This is a genomic window from Candidatus Pelagibacter sp. (assembly GCF_052048095.1).
Taxonomy (GTDB): domain Bacteria; phylum Pseudomonadota; class Alphaproteobacteria; order Pelagibacterales; family Pelagibacteraceae; genus Pelagibacter.
The window spans coordinates 205,391-221,746 of the sequence record NZ_JBNAKG010000001.1 but is presented as its reverse complement, the minus strand read 5'-3'; the positions used below and the strand labels follow the sequence as shown (position 1 = coordinate 221,746).

General features: G+C 27.6%; 15 protein-coding genes. 8 read left to right on the top strand and 7 right to left on the bottom strand.

Features of this window, described 5'->3' with window-relative positions:
• The first annotated feature begins 31 nt into the window (after positions 1 to 31).
• The 6 genes from ACTT9P_RS01120 to ACTT9P_RS01095 all read left to right on the top strand — a co-directional run bounded on the left by ACTT9P_RS01120 (position 32) and on the right by ACTT9P_RS01095 (position 7,269).
• Entirely contained in the window at positions 32 to 1,681 is a 1,650-nt protein-coding gene (locus ACTT9P_RS01120) for an O-linked N-acetylglucosamine transferase, SPINDLY family protein (protein ID WP_440908852.1), read from the top strand.
• Between the two features lie 38 nt (positions 1,682 to 1,719).
• On the top strand, positions 1,720 to 3,054 hold the full coding sequence (gene mnmE, locus ACTT9P_RS01115) for a tRNA uridine-5-carboxymethylaminomethyl(34) synthesis GTPase MnmE (RefSeq protein ID WP_440908851.1): 1,335 nt from the start codon (positions 1,720 to 1,722) through the stop codon (positions 3,052 to 3,054).
• A gap of 69 nt (positions 3,055 to 3,123) precedes the next feature.
• On the top strand, positions 3,124 to 4,995 hold the full coding sequence (mnmG, locus tag ACTT9P_RS01110) for a tRNA uridine-5-carboxymethylaminomethyl(34) synthesis enzyme MnmG (RefSeq protein ID WP_440908850.1): 1,872 nt from the start codon (positions 3,124 to 3,126) through the stop codon (positions 4,993 to 4,995).
• A complete protein-coding gene (rsmG, locus tag ACTT9P_RS01105) occupies positions 4,995 to 5,636 on the top strand; it encodes a 16S rRNA (guanine(527)-N(7))-methyltransferase RsmG (protein WP_440908849.1) in 642 nt (213 codons plus the stop codon). The genes mnmG and rsmG overlap by 1 nt, the downstream gene beginning before the upstream one ends.
• Entirely contained in the window at positions 5,633 to 6,427 is a 795-nt protein-coding gene (locus tag ACTT9P_RS01100; RefSeq protein WP_440908848.1) for a ParA family protein, read from the top strand. Before rsmG ends, ACTT9P_RS01100 begins: the two co-directional genes overlap by 4 nt.
• Positions 6,427 to 7,269: a ParB/RepB/Spo0J family partition protein gene (locus tag ACTT9P_RS01095; RefSeq protein WP_440908847.1), complete on the top strand. Its 843-nt coding sequence runs from the start codon at positions 6,427 to 6,429 to the stop codon at positions 7,267 to 7,269. The genes ACTT9P_RS01100 and ACTT9P_RS01095 overlap by 1 nt, the downstream gene beginning before the upstream one ends.
• Here ACTT9P_RS01095 and holA read toward each other — a convergent pair.
• The 4 genes from holA to ACTT9P_RS01075 are packed head-to-tail and all read right to left on the bottom strand — an operon-like array spanning position 7,259 to position 11,850.
• On the bottom strand, positions 7,259 to 8,248 hold the full coding sequence (holA, locus tag ACTT9P_RS01090) for a DNA polymerase III subunit delta (RefSeq protein ID WP_440908846.1): 990 nt from the start codon (positions 8,246 to 8,248) through the stop codon (positions 7,259 to 7,261). The genes ACTT9P_RS01095 and holA overlap by 11 nt on opposite strands.
• Positions 8,248 to 8,703, bottom strand: coding sequence for a hypothetical protein (locus ACTT9P_RS01085; protein WP_440908845.1), 456 nt, complete (start codon positions 8,701 to 8,703; stop codon positions 8,248 to 8,250). Before ACTT9P_RS01085 ends, holA begins: the two co-directional genes overlap by 1 nt.
• A 4-nt stretch (positions 8,704 to 8,707) precedes the next feature.
• Positions 8,708 to 11,245, bottom strand: coding sequence for a leucine--tRNA ligase (gene leuS / locus ACTT9P_RS01080; protein WP_440908844.1), 2,538 nt, complete (start codon positions 11,243 to 11,245; stop codon positions 8,708 to 8,710).
• A 26-nt stretch (positions 11,246 to 11,271) separates the two neighbouring features.
• Positions 11,272 to 11,850 carry a DUF3576 domain-containing protein gene (locus tag ACTT9P_RS01075; protein ID WP_440908843.1) on the bottom strand — a complete coding sequence of 193 codons (579 nt, stop codon included), beginning with the start codon at positions 11,848 to 11,850 and terminating at the stop codon, positions 11,272 to 11,274.
• 196 nt (positions 11,851 to 12,046) lie between these two features.
• Here ACTT9P_RS01075 and ACTT9P_RS01070 point away from each other — a divergent pair, with 196 nt between their 5' ends.
• A complete protein-coding gene (locus ACTT9P_RS01070; RefSeq protein WP_440908842.1) occupies positions 12,047 to 13,039 on the top strand; it encodes a porin in 993 nt (330 codons plus the stop codon).
• Positions 13,040 to 13,095: 56 nt separating this feature from the next.
• On the opposite strand, the gene ACTT9P_RS01065 is transcribed toward ACTT9P_RS01070, so the two are convergent.
• Complete coding sequence (locus ACTT9P_RS01065; protein ID WP_440908841.1) at positions 13,096 to 14,655, bottom strand: tetratricopeptide repeat-containing sulfotransferase family protein; 1,560 nt, start codon at positions 14,653 to 14,655, stop codon at positions 13,096 to 13,098.
• Between the two features lie 21 nt (positions 14,656 to 14,676).
• Positions 14,677 to 15,210 (bottom strand): thiamine phosphate synthase, encoded by a 534-nt coding sequence (locus ACTT9P_RS01060; protein WP_440908840.1) that lies wholly within the window; start codon positions 15,208 to 15,210, stop codon positions 14,677 to 14,679.
• On the opposite strand from ACTT9P_RS01060, the gene ACTT9P_RS01055 reads away from it, so the two are divergent.
• Positions 15,202 to 15,861 (top strand): YggS family pyridoxal phosphate-dependent enzyme, encoded by a 660-nt coding sequence (locus ACTT9P_RS01055; RefSeq protein WP_440908839.1) that lies wholly within the window; start codon positions 15,202 to 15,204, stop codon positions 15,859 to 15,861. The two genes, ACTT9P_RS01060 and ACTT9P_RS01055, sit on opposite strands and share 9 nt — an antisense overlap.
• On the opposite strand, the gene ACTT9P_RS01050 is transcribed toward ACTT9P_RS01055, so the two are convergent.
• Positions 15,858 to 16,349 carry a L,D-transpeptidase family protein gene (locus tag ACTT9P_RS01050; protein ID WP_440908838.1) on the bottom strand — a complete coding sequence of 164 codons (492 nt, stop codon included), beginning with the start codon at positions 16,347 to 16,349 and terminating at the stop codon, positions 15,858 to 15,860. The two genes, ACTT9P_RS01055 and ACTT9P_RS01050, sit on opposite strands and share 4 nt — an antisense overlap.
• Between the last annotated feature and the right edge of the window lie 7 nt (positions 16,350 to 16,356).

Sequence of the window (16,356 nt, the reverse complement as noted above, 5' to 3'; positions counted from 1 at the left end):
AATTATTGATAAAGAACACTAATTTGAATTAATGATTGATAAAGAGCTTCATTTTAAAATAGCGAAGACCTTTTTAGATAAAAATTATAAAGATGCTATAGACTTAATTGAAAATAATTCCTCTTATGAAAATTTAAACTCTCAGTTTTTAAATATATTAGGTGCTTCAAAGCTTCTTTTAAATTTTGATAATGAGAAAGTTTTGCAAATTTTTGAAGATGGTTATAATAAAGAAAAAAAAAGCAGGCACGCTTTTGATTGTTTTATTAATTTTGCAAGTTTATCAAATTCTAACAAGAAACCGCTTAGACCATCAAAATATTATGATGATGTGTTAAATAATTTTGGATATAACGAAAAATTAGTAGAAGAAATCATTCTTACATTTGCCCTTTTAAATAATCCAAAAAAAATAGTTGATATACTAAGTCTATGTGAAAAAAACATTGGTTTTAATATTAGTAATTTGCAAAAAATGATTTATTATAATCTCTTTATTAATTCCTGGAATCAAAACCAAATTTTTGAATATTCAAAAATGATTAATAATTTAATAGAACCTTTTCAATCAGATAAACTTTTTCCGTTAGACTCTAGAATAAATAAAAAGGTAAAAATTGCATTTTTGAGCGCTGACATCAGGGCACAACATTCAGTTACTAAATTTTTAAAAACCCTATTTATTGGAAAGCAAAGAAAAAAATATGAATTAATTATAATTTCAAATTTAAAAACAGAAGATTATGATGAAACAACAAGAGAATTTAAATTATTAGCTGATGAATGGATAGAAATCAATAACTTGGATGATTTGGATGGAGTAAATTTTATAAGAAAAAAAAACATTGATATTGTGTTTGATTTGATGGGTTTTACTGCAGGTAATAAGATTATTTATTTTAAAAATAGGATTTCAAAAATTCAGATTAATTGGTTAGGCTATACAAATACAACTGGCTTGAATGAGATGGACTATATTATTGCAGATAAAAATTTAGTTTATAAAAACGAGGAAAAGTTTTATTCAGAAAAAATTATATATTTAAATAAAATTTGGAATTGTTTTACGTTGGATAATGGTCAAATTATAAATACTCGAAATTATCCCTTCAAAAAGAATAATTATATTACTTTTTGCTCATTTAATAATTTCTTAAAAATAACTGAAGAAGTAGTAGATACGTGGTCAGAAATTTTAAAAAAAGTAAAAAATTCCAAATTAATTTTAAAATCTTCAATGTTCCAATTTAATGATGATTTGTTGGAAAAATTCAAAAAAAATGGCGTAGAAAAATCTATTGTGTTTATGAAGTATACAAATTCAAAGAATCATGTAAAAATGTATGAAGAAGCAGATATAGCTTTAGATACTTTTCCCTATAATGGTGTAACAACAAGTTTTGAGGCAATTATGTGTGGATTACCTTTGATAACAATGAAAGGTAAAAATTTTACATCTAGATGTGGTGAATCAATTAATAAAAATTTAGGATTCGAAAACTTTATAGCTAAAGATACTAACGATTATGTATCTAAAAGTGTGAGTCTAGCTAATGAGCAAAATTTAAATAAATATAAGAATAATATATTTTCAAAAGCCAGATCTTCACCATTATATGATGATAGTTCCTTTAGAAATGATTTTTTTAGTAAAATAGATGATTTGATTAGACAATTATAATTCTTCTAATTATCTTTAATTATTTAATTTTGTTAACAATGATTATTTACGCTTTATCTACTGGAACCACCAAAGCTGGGATTGCGATAATTAGGATATCAGGGAATGGTACTAAGGAATTATTAAATAAAATAATTGTAAACTGCATTTTAAAACCAAGAATAGCAACGCTTTGTAAAATAAAAGATCACATAACTAACGATTTAATTGACAGAGGATTGTTCATTTGGTTTCCTGCACCAAGTAGTTTTACGGGAGAAGACATGGCAGAACTACATGTTCATGGAAGTAAAGCGGTTATATCTGCATTGCTTTTGACTTTATCTAAATTCAATAATTGCAGATTAGCAGAGCCGGGTGAATTTACAAAATTAGCATATGAAAATGGAAAACTTAATTTGCTGAGTGTCGAAGCTTTGTCTGATTTGATTTCATCAGAAACTGAAATCCAGAGAAAACAAGCATTAAAAATATTAAGTGGAGATGCAACAAAAAAATATACAAATTTACGTGACAGATTACTAAAAATCTTATCCAACATTGAAGCAAAAATAGATTTCCCAGACGAGGACCTTCCTGAAGATATTTTAAAGAATATTAAAATAGAGACCAAAGATATTATAAATTTGATAAATGAAATTTTAAATGATAGCAAGACAGGAGAAAAAATTCGAGATGGATTCAAGATTTCAATTTTAGGCCCTACTAACGCCGGTAAATCTACTTTGCTTAATTATTTATCTAAAAGGGAAGTTGCTATAGTTTCAAATACTGAAGGTACGACCAGAGACTTAATTGAGGTAAATTTAAACTTAGATGGATACCCAGTAATAATTACAGATACGGCTGGTTTAAGAAAAACATCAGATGAAATAGAAAGAAGGGGTGTAGAATTAGCACTTAAATCAGCAAAAAATGCAGATTTAAAAATAATTTTATTAGATGCAAAAAATCCATATTTTTCGACCTTTTTAGACGATATTAGTGATAAAAATTCAATTCTAGTTCTAAATAAATCTGATTTGATTGATGGAGCAATTAATCTCGATAATGCAAAATTAAAAAAATATATCTTAGTATCTCTCAAGGAAGAGCTTAACTTAGATAATCTTATCAATGAAATTAAAGAAAGATTAAAAGATAAATTTTTAATCAACGATAACATTCTAATATCAAGAGAAAGACATAGATTAAATTTAGAAAAATGCAATTACCACTTAAATGTTTTTTTAGAAAATAATTCAATTAGCGAATTTGATAAGGCAGCAGAAGACATCAGGATTGCATCAAGATATCTTGGTAAGGTTGTTGGAGATGTTGATGTTGAAGAAGTTCTCGGTAAAATATTTAGCGACTTCTGTATCGGAAAATAATAATTATTCATACTGGACTTAGTTTTTTCACCTATTGTAAATATTTAATTGACCTATAAATTTAGGTTAATGAAAAAAGATTTATCATTCGATGTTGTTGTAATAGGTGGTGGACACGCTGGTTGTGAAGCCGCAGCCGCAGCCGCGAGATTAGGAGTTAGTACAGCTTTATTTACACATCAATTTAAAACTATAGGAGAGATGTCTTGTAACCCAGCAATTGGAGGTCTTGGCAAAGGCCATTTGGTTAGAGAAATTGATGCTTTAGATGGAGTAATGGGTGATGTCGCAGATAAATCAGGTATTCAATTTAGATTATTAAATAGTAGCAGAGGTCCTGCTGTTAGAGGCCCTCGTACGCAATCAGATAGATCTTTATATAAAAAATATATGCAAGAAAAACTTGTAAATTACTGTAATTTAACGATTTTTTCAGATCCTGTAATTGAATTTTTATTCAATAAAAATAGTATAAATTGTTTTCATACTAAATCTGGTTTGATTGTTAAAAGTTCAAAAATAATTCTTACAACTGGAACATTTCTTAATGGTTTAATTCATATTGGTGATGAAAAAATTCCTGCTGGAAGATTTGATGAAAAACCGACAACTGGTTTGAGCGATCAATTAAAAAAATATAAATTTAAATTAGGTAGATTGAAAACAGGAACTCCTCCCCGACTTGATTCTCGTACAATTAACTTTAAAAATTTAGAAGAACAATTTGCAGATAATGAACCTTATTTTTTTTCGTTCTTAACCAAAAAAAATATTAACACTCAGGTTAGCTGTCACATGACTTATACGAACGAGAAAGTTCATACAATTATAAAAAAAAATTTAGATAAAAGCGCTATGTACTCTGGTTCAATACAAGGCGTTGGTCCAAGATACTGTCCTTCCGTGGAAGACAAAATTGTAAAATTTGAAGATAAAACAAGACACCAAATATATTTAGAACCAGAAGGATTGAGTGACTTTACAATTTACCCAAACGGTATATCAACTTCTCTTCCTTTGGATGTACAGCATGAAATATGCAATAATATCAGTGGTTTAGAAAATGTTAAAATAATAAGACCTGGTTACGCTATAGAGTACGACTATGTTGACCCAAGAGAACTGTTTTTAACTTTAGAGACTAAGAAAATTAAAAATCTATACCTTGCAGGTCAAATTAATGGCACCACAGGGTACGAGGAGGCGGCTGCCCAAGGATTAATTGCAGGAATAAATGCCGCGCTATCTGTAAAAGGAGCTGAGCCTTTCATACTTGATCGATCCCAAGCTTATATTGGAGTTATGATAGATGACTTAGTTACAAAAGGAGTTGCGGAACCTTATAGAATGTTCACATCTAGAGCAGAGTATAGATTAACATTAAGAGCAGATAATGCAGATATACGTCTCACCCAATTAGGAATTGATATTGGTCTTATTCAAGCAGATAGAAAAAATATTTTTAATGAGAAAATGAAAAATTTACAAAAATCATACAATTTAATGGGATCTTTAAAAATAACCCCCTCAAAAGCAGAAAATTATGGCATTAAAATTGCTAAAGATGGAATATTAAGATCTGCTGAAGAGATTTTATCAAGAAAAACAGTTAATATTGATAAAATAAGAGAAATATGGCCTGAAGTCCCTTTTTTTAGTAATGAAATTGATGAACAGTTAGAAATAAACTCTCATTATAAAGGTTATTTGAAGAAGCAAAATGCTGATATTTTGGCTTTCAAAAGAGATGAGAATCTGTCTATACCTGATAATATTGATTATGATTTATTATCTGGCTTATCAAATGAAGTAAAATCTAAATTCAAGAATATTAAACCAAAAACACTTGGACAAGCTCTAAGAATTGATGGTGTAACACCTGCTGCAGCTTATATTTTGTTGTCTCACGTTAAAAGAAAGTCTATTAAGCACATTGCTTAATGGATAATAATATTCAAAAATCTTACATAGATTTAGGTTTAAACAATGTTTCACGTGAAACTTGTGTTTATCTAGAAAAATTTATTGATCTTGTGATAAAGGAGAATAAAGTTGTTAATTTGATTAGCAGAGAAAATGAAAATAAAGAATATATAAGAAAAAGACATATAATTGATTCTATGCAAATAATTGATTTTATTGATTTAAATACAAAAAAAATAATTGATTTTGGCTCAGGATCAGGTTTTCCATCAGTAGTATTAGCAATCATTATGAAAATTCAGTCAAAAAAAACCAAAATAGAAATGTACGAAAAGAGTTTTAAAAAATGTAAATTTCTGGAAAAGGTCTCGAAAGAATTAAATTTAAATACAGAAGTTATCCAAAAAAATATTTTTGAGGAAAAAGACCAGAGTGAGATTGTTATAACTTCTAGAGCATTTAAACCTTTACCAATAATTTTAGATGTCGTCGAAAAAAATTATAAAAATTATAAAAATATAATTCTCTTTATGGGTAAATCAGGAAAAGAAATTTTGAAAGAGACATTAAAAAAATGGAAAATTGATTATGAAACAAAAGACAGCATTACTAGTAATGACTCATTTATTTTAAATATTAATAACGCACAAAGAATATGAAAATAATTTCAATCATTAATCAAAAAGGTGGAGTAGGCAAAACAACCACAGCAGTTAATTTAGCTGCGGGACTTTCACAACTAAATAAAAAAGTGCTAGTTATAGACTTGGATCCTCAAGGAAATGCTACAACTGGTCTTGGTTTGTCTAATTTAGAAGATACAGAAAATTCAATATATGGTGTTCTTAATAGCAGAAAAGAATTTGTGAATGTTATTAAAAAAACAAATTTTACTAATTTAGATTTAGTTACTTCCACAGTTGACCTTTCAGGTATTGAAATAGAGACCGCAGACGATCAAAGAAGAGCCTTTATTTTAAAGGAAAAATTAGCTTATTTTATGAGCAATAATGAGGGTAAATATGACTACATATTGATTGATTGCCCACCTTCTTTAAGTCTTTTGACGGTAATGGCGCTTGTTGCCTCTCATTCTCTGTTGGTTCCTTTGCAAACAGAGTTTTTTGCATTAGAGGGAATTACTCAGTTAATTAAAACTATCGAGAGAATTAAATCGAATTTAAATCAATCTTTAGAAATAAGGGGTATCTTGTTAACTATGTATGATAAGCGTAATAAATTATCATCAGAGGTCGAAAGTGAAGCAAGAAAGTATTTTCAAGACAAAGTTTATAAAACTGTGATACCTAGAAATGTTAGACTTTCAGAAGCACCATCACACGGCGTGCCAGTTTTGATATATGACAAAACATGTCCTGGAAGCAAATCATATTACAATTTTACAGATGAATTTCTTGATCAAGAAAACAATATGGAAAATGTTGCTTAATGAATAAAATAAAAAAAGGGTTGGGTAGGGGATTGTCTTCTTTAATAGGAGAAAGCAAGAAAGATACTTCCAGTACAAATAAAATTTCTGTTAATTCGTTAGTGACAAGCAAGTTCCAACCCCGAAAATATTTTGATGAAGAAAAGCTGAACGATTTATCAAACTCTATAAAAGAGAGAGGAATATTGCAGCCAATAATTGTAAGAAAATCTAAAAATTTTCCAGATAAATATGAAATAATAGCAGGGGAAAGAAGGTGGCAAGCCGCTAAAATTGCTGAATTAAATGAAGTACCGGTTGTTATAACAGATGTTGATGATCTTAAGTCATTAGAATTTGCGATAGTAGAAAATGTCCAAAGAGACGATCTTAACCCATTAGAAGAAGCACAAGGTTATCAAAGATTGATTGATGAGTTTTCTTATGATCATGAAAAAGTCTCAAAAATTATTGGAAAAAGTAGAAGTTATATTACTAATTCTTTAAGACTTTTATCTTTGCCACATGATGTTCTAAATTTATTAGAAAGCAGAAAAATATCTGCAGGACATGCTAAAATTTTAGTTGGACTTGATAATGCAAGCTTTATAGCAGCAAAAATCAATGAGAAAAATTTGTCTGTGAGGCAAGCCGAAAGCTTTGTAAAAATTTTTAAAAAAAAGAAGGGAGCCATTAAGACAAGAGATGTAAATGTTCAGTTTTTAGAAAATGAAATTATTGAAAAAATAGGTTTAAAAGTGCTCATTAACAATAAAAAGGATAATAAGGGTTCAATAAAGATTGAATATAAAAATCTTGAACAGCTTAATAGAATTATCAAAGTAATTAAATCTAATTATTAATTTTTATATTTAAAATAAGATCAAATAGAATTTGCAGTGAGTTTTGTGAGTTTTTTTTTATTAATAATTCTGTTTCATTAATTTTATCTAATAGTTTTTTGATTTTATTTTGTGTCCAATATTTAATCTGAAGTTTAGTTGTTTCTTTATCTTTCCAAAAAATTGGAGGTCTTGCCTTAGCTATGGTTGAGTCTATATTTTTTGAATTTTCAAATTCTTTAGCTAAAATATTTAGTTGTTTTGCTTTGCTTAAAAAAATTCGAATAATAGTTATAGTATCTTCACTGCTATAATTATTTTCATTTAAAATATTCACAGTCTTTTTGTTATTTAATGCCAAACAATTATTGACTAATTCATAAAAACTATGATTTTCAATAAGGTTAGTTAATTTTAATATCTCTTCTGAGGTAATATTTTTTTTATCTTTTAGATATATTTCAATTTTATTTAGTTCATTTTTGAGATTTTCAATATCATTCGAGCATTTACTGACGATCATGTTAATATTAGCATTTGAGATTGATATTTTATTTTTAGAAAAAAAATTAGAAGCGTAAGATATCATAGTTTGTTCATTTTCAGGATAAACAGCAATGCATGCATGGTTTTTACTTTTTTCAAAATCTAACCTTAAAGCAGATTTTTTGTCTAAAGGATCTGATAAAATGACCAAGTAAATATCATCTGAAATTTTGTCAAAGATATCTTCTAAGATCTTTTTTATTTTACTTGTAACCTGATCAACAATTATTATTTTTTTCTCTTCAAAAAATGATTTATTGAGAACAGTATTATAGAATTCATCATTCTGGTTTAATATTTCTTTTTCTGTGTATTTAATTTTTTCGCACTCATTATCAATTTTTTTAATATGATTTATGATTGAATTTTTAGCACCATCATTTTTTCCATGAATAAGAAAAGTTCTAATACTTTTTAAATCAATTTTATTAAGTTCATAAAACTTAAAAATCATTACCTACTAGATAAATCTAATATTAATTTATCAACCATACTAGAAGCAAAGTTTTGTTTTATTGTATTTTCAAGCGATTTTAATTCAAAGGTATCATCTGAATTATTCATTTCAGATTGTTCTGAATAAATTAATTCAAAAGATTGATTATTATTAATCACTAAAAAAGCTACAGTGCTTTGTACTTTAAATGTTTGAGTGTTACCTTTCGTATCTTTTGATTGAGCTATTTTTGTGTAGTTAGTTTTAGCAGAAATCTTAAAGTTTGCTTTATCCGAATTTTTTGCATTATATTTTTTTAGTCCAATTTTTATATAGTTATTTATTTCTTGATCTCCTTCATATGTGACGTTCTCAATATTAAAATTTACACTATCACTTGAAATGTATACAGGAGTAAATCCACAACCTTGAATCAAAATTAGAAGAGTTAGAAAGAAATTAATTTTTTTCATTTATCTATATTATGATATTTATTAATCTATTAGGTACAAAAATTTTCTTTCTAATTACGGTGTCTTTTAAATGTTTTTTAAGATTTTTTGATGAATTTATTTGATCCATAATTCTATCTTCATCTAAATCTCTATCGACTTGTAAGATTTCTCTCTTTTTTCCGTTTATTTGAATTACAAAATTAATTTTTTCATTCACCAGATAGTCTCTGTTTATGTTTGGCCAAATAATATTTTCTTTAATTCCTAATTGCTCTAAACATTCATTTGATAAATGAGGAACTATAGGTGAAATACTAATTAATAATATAGTGTAATTTTCTTTAAGTGTTTTTTTTGTATAATTTTTTTTAAGTAGAGTACTCAAGTTATTATATAATTCATGTATATTTGCAACAATTACATTATAATTAAAATTTTCTAGGTTGGTTGTAATCTTATTTAAGAATTTGTTTGTGATTTTATCTATTTCATCATCATCATTTTTTTGATGGTTGGATCTCATTTCATTCATAAATTTATGATGTAATGTCCAAAGCTTTTGAATAAATTTATAAGATGCTTCTATTCCTTGTTCCGACCACTGTACATCTTTTTCAGGTGGGCTATCAGAAATTATGAATAACCTCGTAGCATCTGCGCCAAAATTTTGAATAATTGTTTCAGGGTCTACAGTATTTTTCTTGGATTTAGACATTGATTCTGAGGGACCAACAATCACTTTTTGTTTAGGATCTGATTTTAAAAATTTTTCGTTATTTATTGATGTAATTTCATTAGGATATAACCAATTATTATTTTGATCTTTATATGTTTCATGACACACCATTCCTTGAGTAAATAATCCTTTGAATGGTTCTGTAATATCAACTTTGTCATTCTTATGAGAAAGAGCTTGCATGAAAAAACGTGAGTATAATAGGTGTAGAATAGCATGTTCAACACCACCAATATACTGATCGACAGGCATCCAATATTTCATTTCATCATATTGAAAACCATAACTTTCATTTTTAGGCGAACAAAATCTTAGAAAGTACCAGGATGAATCAACAAAGGTATCAAGGGTATCTGTTTCTCTTGTATATTTTTTTCCATCAATTTCGATATGTTTCCATTCCTGAATGTCATCAAGAGGGTTTCCTGCCTCTGACAATTCTTTTACTTCAGGTAGCTCAACAGGTAATTGATTTAGAGGAACTTTGGTTTCTTTTCCATTTTCATCGTACAAAATTGGTATGGGACAACCCCAGTAACGTTGACGAGAAATACCCCAGTCTTTTAATCTGTAATTAACTTTTCTTGTGCCCAACTTATTTTTTTCTAAATATTCTATTGTTTTTATAATTGAATCTTCAGGACATTTTAATCCATCTAAAAATTCTGAATTAAATATGTAGCCTGGTCCCGTGTAGGCTTCATTTGATATTGCGAAATCTTTATTATTTATATCAGGTGTTACTACCGTTTTTACATTTAATTTATATTTCAAAGCAAAATCTAAATCTCTTTGGTCATGCGCAGGACAACCAAACACAGCACCCAACCCATAATCCATAAGTACAAAATTAGCAAAATATACAGGCACTTGTTGATTTTTATCTAACGGGTTTGTTGCTAATAATTGTGTTTTAAAACCAATTTTTTCTGCATTGGCTATAGACTCTTCAGTTGTTCCACTTTGTGAACATTTCTTTTTAAATTCGTTAAATTTTTCATCATTTTCATAAAATTTCGAAATAGGATGATCAACAGACAAAGCTAAAAATGAAAGACCAAATAATGTATCTGGTCGAGTTGTATAACATTTAATTTCTTTAATTTTTTCTGAATTAGTAATTGGAAAACTAACTTCCGATCCAAATGATTTACCAATCCAATTTTTTTGCATTATTTTGACTTTGTTGGGCCATTCATTTAATTTTTCAAGATTAGCCAACAATTCTTCTGAAAATTCTGTAATTCTAAAAAACCATTGATTTAATTTTTTTCTTTCAACTACAGCGCCAGATCTCCATCCCTTACCATCTATTACTTGTTCATTAGCTAAAACTGTTTGATCAACGGGATCCCAATTAACATAATTTTCTTTTTTATAAACAAGACCTTTGTCATAAAGTTCTAAAAAAAATTCTTGTTGATGACGATAATAATCAGATGAGCAAGTTGAAATCTCTCTATCCCAATCTATAGAAAGTCCTAACTTTTTTAGTTGAGATTTCATTACAGAAATATTTTTTTCAGTCCAACTTTTAGGATCTAGTTTATTTTGTCTGGCTGCATTTTCAGCAGGCATACCAAAAGAGTCCCATCCCATAGGATGTAAAACATTGTATCCTTGTAAAATTTTGAAACGCGCAAGAATATCACCTATAGTATAATTTCTAACATGACCCATATGAATTTTTCCAGATGGATAGGGAAACATTTCTAAACAATAAAATTTTTTTTTATTTGTATCTTCTGAAGTCTTAAATGTTTTATTTTTGTCCCAATAGTTTTGCCATTTTTCTTCGACGAATTTAAAATTATATCTTTCCATTTTATAGATATGGTTTAACTAATTTATTATAATTGGTTATTGTCAGTGCCTTCACCTGGCATTTGGAAATCAGGTCTAACTATTTGACTGTCTTCAAATTCTTTTATTATGGCTGCTTCTTTCAAGATAGCTAATTTAATCTCATTAGATAAATCAGAATCGATTTTTGAAACAGTACAATTGTTACTATTAGTGTTGCAAATTTTTTTGTAAATAAGTACGTTTATTCCATCGGCTCTTACTTCATTAGATAGAAATTTAACTGTAATTTTGATTGACTCATTTGAATTAGCATCATCATTATTAAACCAATCTGTAATTATTATTCCACCTGCATAGTCAACATTACTAAATGGAGTAAAATCTAAAAGTTTAATTGAGGCTCGCCACATAGGATTGGAGGATGCAAATTCAAAATTTCCCGAGCCTTTATTTTTTTGTGAGTCAAACAAAGTGAAACCTTTACCTTGTTGAATATTTTTTTTTGTTCTTTCATTGGCATTAATAGGCACCTTCCTAGTATCAACAGGCCTGTAAATACCACAGCTATTAAAAAACAATATTATCAAAAAAAATATGATTGAAGATTTAAAAAACTTTGTCATTTCGGTAATATCTATTTAATTTATTTGTTAGAACATACAAATAAAAACTAATAGCAAACAATATGTGATATTTTTATCACACTTAGAAAAAAAAGATAAATTTTCCTTAAATAATTAACCATTTTAGTGGCATTTTGGTAATTATTGCACCGTTATTATTAATAATAATACTAAATAAACAAACAAAGGAGAAAACATGACAGACTTAAAAAAAATTGGTCTTTCAGCTCTTGCTGGTTCATTAGTAGCGTTTTCTGCTAGTGCTGGTGAGTTAACAGTAACTGGTGGTGCTAAAATGACATACACAGCAAACACTGGTAACGAAGATACACAAGACGATGGTAGCAGAATTGGTATGCAACAAGCTATCTCATTAAGTGGATCAGGTGAACTAGATAATGGTCACACAGTATCATTAATGCACGCGCTTTCAACAGCGGGTGGTGATAAGTCAACTTCAACATTGACTTACGACATGGGAGACATGGGATCATTAACTTACCAACAAGATTCAGGTGATCTTGGTATTGGTAAAATTGATGACGTAATGCCAACAGCTGATGAAGAAGTATGGAATGGTATTGACGCTGGTCAAACTACTACTAACGAAGCCCCAGTGGGTAGAGTTGATGGTGGTATGAATGGTTTCAATTTCAACTACTCAATGGATATGGTAACTATCAATGCTGGTTATGGAACTAAAGGAACTACAGGTTCTGTAGACGATGGTTCTACATCTGGTACTGGTGGAGTAAACTCTGCTACTTCAATTGCAGTACAAGTAGCACCAATGGATGGTTTAAACATCTACGCTGGTACAGGTTCTAAAGGTAACAGCAATGGTACTCAAGATGATGATATGCAAACTTACGCTGTAACGTACGCTTATGGTCCAGTAACTGCTGGTTACCAAGTTTCAGATGTTGAGCCTGCAGGTGCAACTAATGATCTTGAAACAGCTGCATACGGTATTGCTTTCGCAGTAAACGAAAACCTATCAATTTCTTACGGAGAGTCTGAAACTGAAAAAGAAGGTTCTACAACTGATCAAGAACTTTCAGGTTACTCAATCGGTTACTCAATGGGTGGAATTACAATTAAAGCCCACCAAAACGAAGGTAAAAACATTGCAAACACAGCTGCAAACGTGTCTGAGCACACAGAAATTGCAGTATCATTTGCATTCTAATTTAAAGATTAGAATTTAAATTAATAAAAGGGCCCCATTTTCTGGGGCCTTTTTTTTTATAATTTTTTCAAAAAGTCTAGATATTTAGTAAACTCATTATTTAGGTTTATCGAGTTTTTATAAATTGGTTTTCTAGCTTGTGATATACTGACAGTTTTTATAACAGTATCATTTTTAGTATGATCTAAACAATTTTCTTCCCAATTTAGATTTAAAAACTTAATCAAATTTGGTATCTCATCATTTGGATTACTTACTAAATTTTCATAATTGCAATTATAAATTTGATTTGGAAGCTTATGGTCCCAAAATCTCATTAAGTCTTGGTATAAATTAATAAATTTAACCAATTCACTTTGATTGTAACTCCACGGCAAAGATGAACCATCGAAAACATTTTTGTAGATTGATAAGGCTGTGTCTTTTAAATTTCTTGTACAATGTACAATTTTAGCAGAAGGAAATAGCAATTTAATAAAGCCTATCCATTCAAAATTTAAAGGTGATTTATCCAATATAATTAAATTTTCATTGTACTCTTTAAAGTATTTTAATACTTCATAAGAAATTTCTTTAATGTAGCCAGATCTAATTTTTGGATTTTTAAAAAAAGTTAAAAAGTTATCATCAAAAATTTTTGGTGAAAAAAAATTATTCAAAATAGGCAATTCACCGGCCCCATAAACCTTAGAGTGGGATGAAATTATTTGATGTGTTAGTGTTGTTCCAGATCGAGGCAATCCTACAACAAATATCAAGTTGGCATCATTGTTTTCATTGAATTTTTCAAGATCAATGTCGACAAACAAATTTTTGATCGTTTCAAATCTTTCTCTTTCTATTTTATTGAAATTATAATTCAAAAACATCTTATATTTTGTTTCATTTCCTAAAGTAAAATATTCTGCAGATTTCTTATAATTCTTTTGATCTGCATAGGATTTTGCTAGAGCAAAACTTAAAGTCATTAAGTTTTCATTATTAATGTTAGGGTTTTTTATTTTTTCTAACATCTTATCCTGGTGGTCATCATTAGTTTCATATTTATGAAAATTACTGAAAAGTTTGTCTGATAAGGTGTTATTAGGAAATCTCTCACTAAGATCTTTCAAAATTTCCTCTGACTTATCAAATTTTCCAATTACTTGGTATGTTGAAGCTAAATTGATTAGTAATATTTCTATATTTTTATCTAAACTTCTTGCTTTTTCATAAATTTCTATCGCTTCTTCAATTTTATTTTGATCACGCTTAAGGTTTCCATAATTTACTAATGTGCTTACATTATTTGGATTTATTTTTAGAGATCTTTCAAAATACTCTTCAGCCTCGTATAGCTTATCAGATAATCTTAAAACAGATCCAATATTTCCTAGTAAACTTTCACTTTGTGGAAAAATTTTTAATGCTTGTTTAAAAATTTTTGTTGCTTCATCCAGTTTATTTAATTGTTTATAGGAAAGTCCGATATAGTTATAAAAGACTAATTGATATTTATCTTTTTTTAGTAATTTTTTAGTTTTTTCAATTACAACATCATATTTTTGAACAGTAAAAAATTTTTTTATTTTTTCTAATTCATTTTTTATATATTCAATTTCATTTTTTTTGATCATTCTGTAAGTATTTTAATTTATTTACCTAAATAAAGAAATAGATGCAAATCCTGCTGGTTTAATCATTTTAAATATTTTCAAATTATGTTTTTTTATACCTCCTAAACAAATTATTTCTACATTTGCATATTTTTTTAATTGTAAAAACCTATATATACCTAAATTTTTTTTTGATTTTTGACTCTCAAAAATTGGTGATAAAAAAATTTTATTAATATTCTGCATTTTTTTTATCTTAATTTCTTTATATGTATGAGCTGAACCAATTAATTCAAAATTTTTTTTAAATTTTAAATATCTGACATTTAAATTATTATTAAAAGAAGGCACGTAAGCTCCATCTGTATTTAATTTAATCGCTAACTTTATATTATTAGATATAAAAATTTTACGTTTAATTTTTTTGCACAATTTAACAATTTTTAAAATCTCATTATTATTATTTGTTTTTTCATAATTTCTGTATATTAGAGATATTTTTTTTGGTAAATTAATTATGAGATTTGAGTCAAAATTTTCAATATATGTATATATTAATAATTTATTATGATGCATAAAACGGTTAATAACTTAATAACTATTCAAAACCAATTAAAACAATTAGATACAGCCAAGGATAAAACTCCTACAATAGTAGCAGTTAGCAAAACATTCGATATTAATAATATATATCCCTTAATTTTACATGGACAGGTTCATTTTGGTGAAAATAAGATACAGGAGGCAACTGAAAAGTGGACAAAAGTAAAATCTGAAAATTCCAAAATTAAATTACATATGTTGGGAAAAATTCAAACAAACAAAGTAAAGTTTTTATTACCTTTGTTTGATTATATTCACTCACTTGATAATATTAAATTAGCTGAAAAAATTTCATTAGAACAAATAAAAAAAAATTTTAAACCAAAAATTTTTATTCAAGTTAATTTGGCAAATGAGTCTCAAAAAAGTGGGATTGAAAAAAATTCTTTAAAAGAATTTTATAAAAAATGTACAAAAGAATTAAATTTAAATATCATTGGATTAATGTGTTTACCACCTGCAATTGAAGATCCAAAAAAATACTTTTTTGAATTAAAATCATTAGCTTTAGATTTATCTTTAAAAGAATTGAGTATGGGCATGTCTAATGATTATCTAACAGCAGCAAATTGTGGGTCTAGTTACTTAAGAATCGGGTCAAACATCTTTGGTCAAAGAGGTTAATTTATTACGATATAGGTATTATTTGATATTACTTTTAATAATATTACCAAATCTTTTCTGCTTAATGCTATGCACCCAGCAGTTGGTGAATAATTGTTAGTTATATGGATAAAAATAGCACTTCCTTTTCCAGGAATAGGATTCTTCATATTATGATCTAATACAATAACCAAATTATACTTTTCATCATATCTATACATTTTTTCATGATTTATTCTTTTGTTTATAATTATTGGTTTGTTGTATTCTTTACTTTTAATATCATTACACCAACCTAAATTTTTTTTTATTATTTTCTTTTTTATCTTAGTTGTTATTTCTTTAATTCGGTCTTTTCTATAATACAAGTATTTTAATTTAAACTTTCCTATTGGTGTAGATTTATCACCTTCAGATTTATTTTTTTTCAGTTTATTTTTTCCAATTGAACATCTAAATTGAAAGTCACCAACACAAAGTGTATTGTTATTTTTTAAATAAATATTCATTATATTT

Coding starts and splice junctions, on each gene's coding strand:
- leuS (WP_440908844.1), bottom strand. CDS start 11,245: ATGGAAAGATATAATTTTAAATTCGTCGAAGAAAAATGGCAAAACTAT.
- ACTT9P_RS01100 (WP_440908848.1), top strand. CDS start 5,633: ATGAAAATAATTTCAATCATTAATCAAAAAGGTGGAGTAGGCAAAACA.
- ACTT9P_RS01085 (WP_440908845.1), bottom strand. CDS start 8,703: ATGAAAAAAATTAATTTCTTTCTAACTCTTCTAATTTTGATTCAAGGT.
- ACTT9P_RS01065 (WP_440908841.1), bottom strand. CDS start 14,655: ATGATCAAAAAAAATGAAATTGAATATATAAAAAATGAATTAGAAAAA.
- mnmE (WP_440908851.1), top strand. CDS start 1,720: ATGATTATTTACGCTTTATCTACTGGAACCACCAAAGCTGGGATTGCG.
- ACTT9P_RS01055 (WP_440908839.1), top strand. CDS start 15,202: ATGATGCATAAAACGGTTAATAACTTAATAACTATTCAAAACCAATTA.
- ACTT9P_RS01050 (WP_440908838.1), bottom strand. CDS start 16,349: ATGAATATTTATTTAAAAAATAACAATACACTTTGTGTTGGTGACTTT.
- ACTT9P_RS01095 (WP_440908847.1), top strand. CDS start 6,427: ATGAATAAAATAAAAAAAGGGTTGGGTAGGGGATTGTCTTCTTTAATA.
- ACTT9P_RS01070 (WP_440908842.1), top strand. CDS start 12,047: ATGACAGACTTAAAAAAAATTGGTCTTTCAGCTCTTGCTGGTTCATTA.
- ACTT9P_RS01060 (WP_440908840.1), bottom strand. CDS start 15,210: ATGCATCATAATAAATTATTAATATATACATATATTGAAAATTTTGAC.
- holA (WP_440908846.1), bottom strand. CDS start 8,248: ATGATTTTTAAGTTTTATGAACTTAATAAAATTGATTTAAAAAGTATT.
- ACTT9P_RS01075 (WP_440908843.1), bottom strand. CDS start 11,850: ATGACAAAGTTTTTTAAATCTTCAATCATATTTTTTTTGATAATATTG.
- mnmG (WP_440908850.1), top strand. CDS start 3,124: ATGAAAAAAGATTTATCATTCGATGTTGTTGTAATAGGTGGTGGACAC.
- ACTT9P_RS01120 (WP_440908852.1), top strand. CDS start 32: ATGATTGATAAAGAGCTTCATTTTAAAATAGCGAAGACCTTTTTAGAT.
- rsmG (WP_440908849.1), top strand. CDS start 4,995: ATGGATAATAATATTCAAAAATCTTACATAGATTTAGGTTTAAACAAT.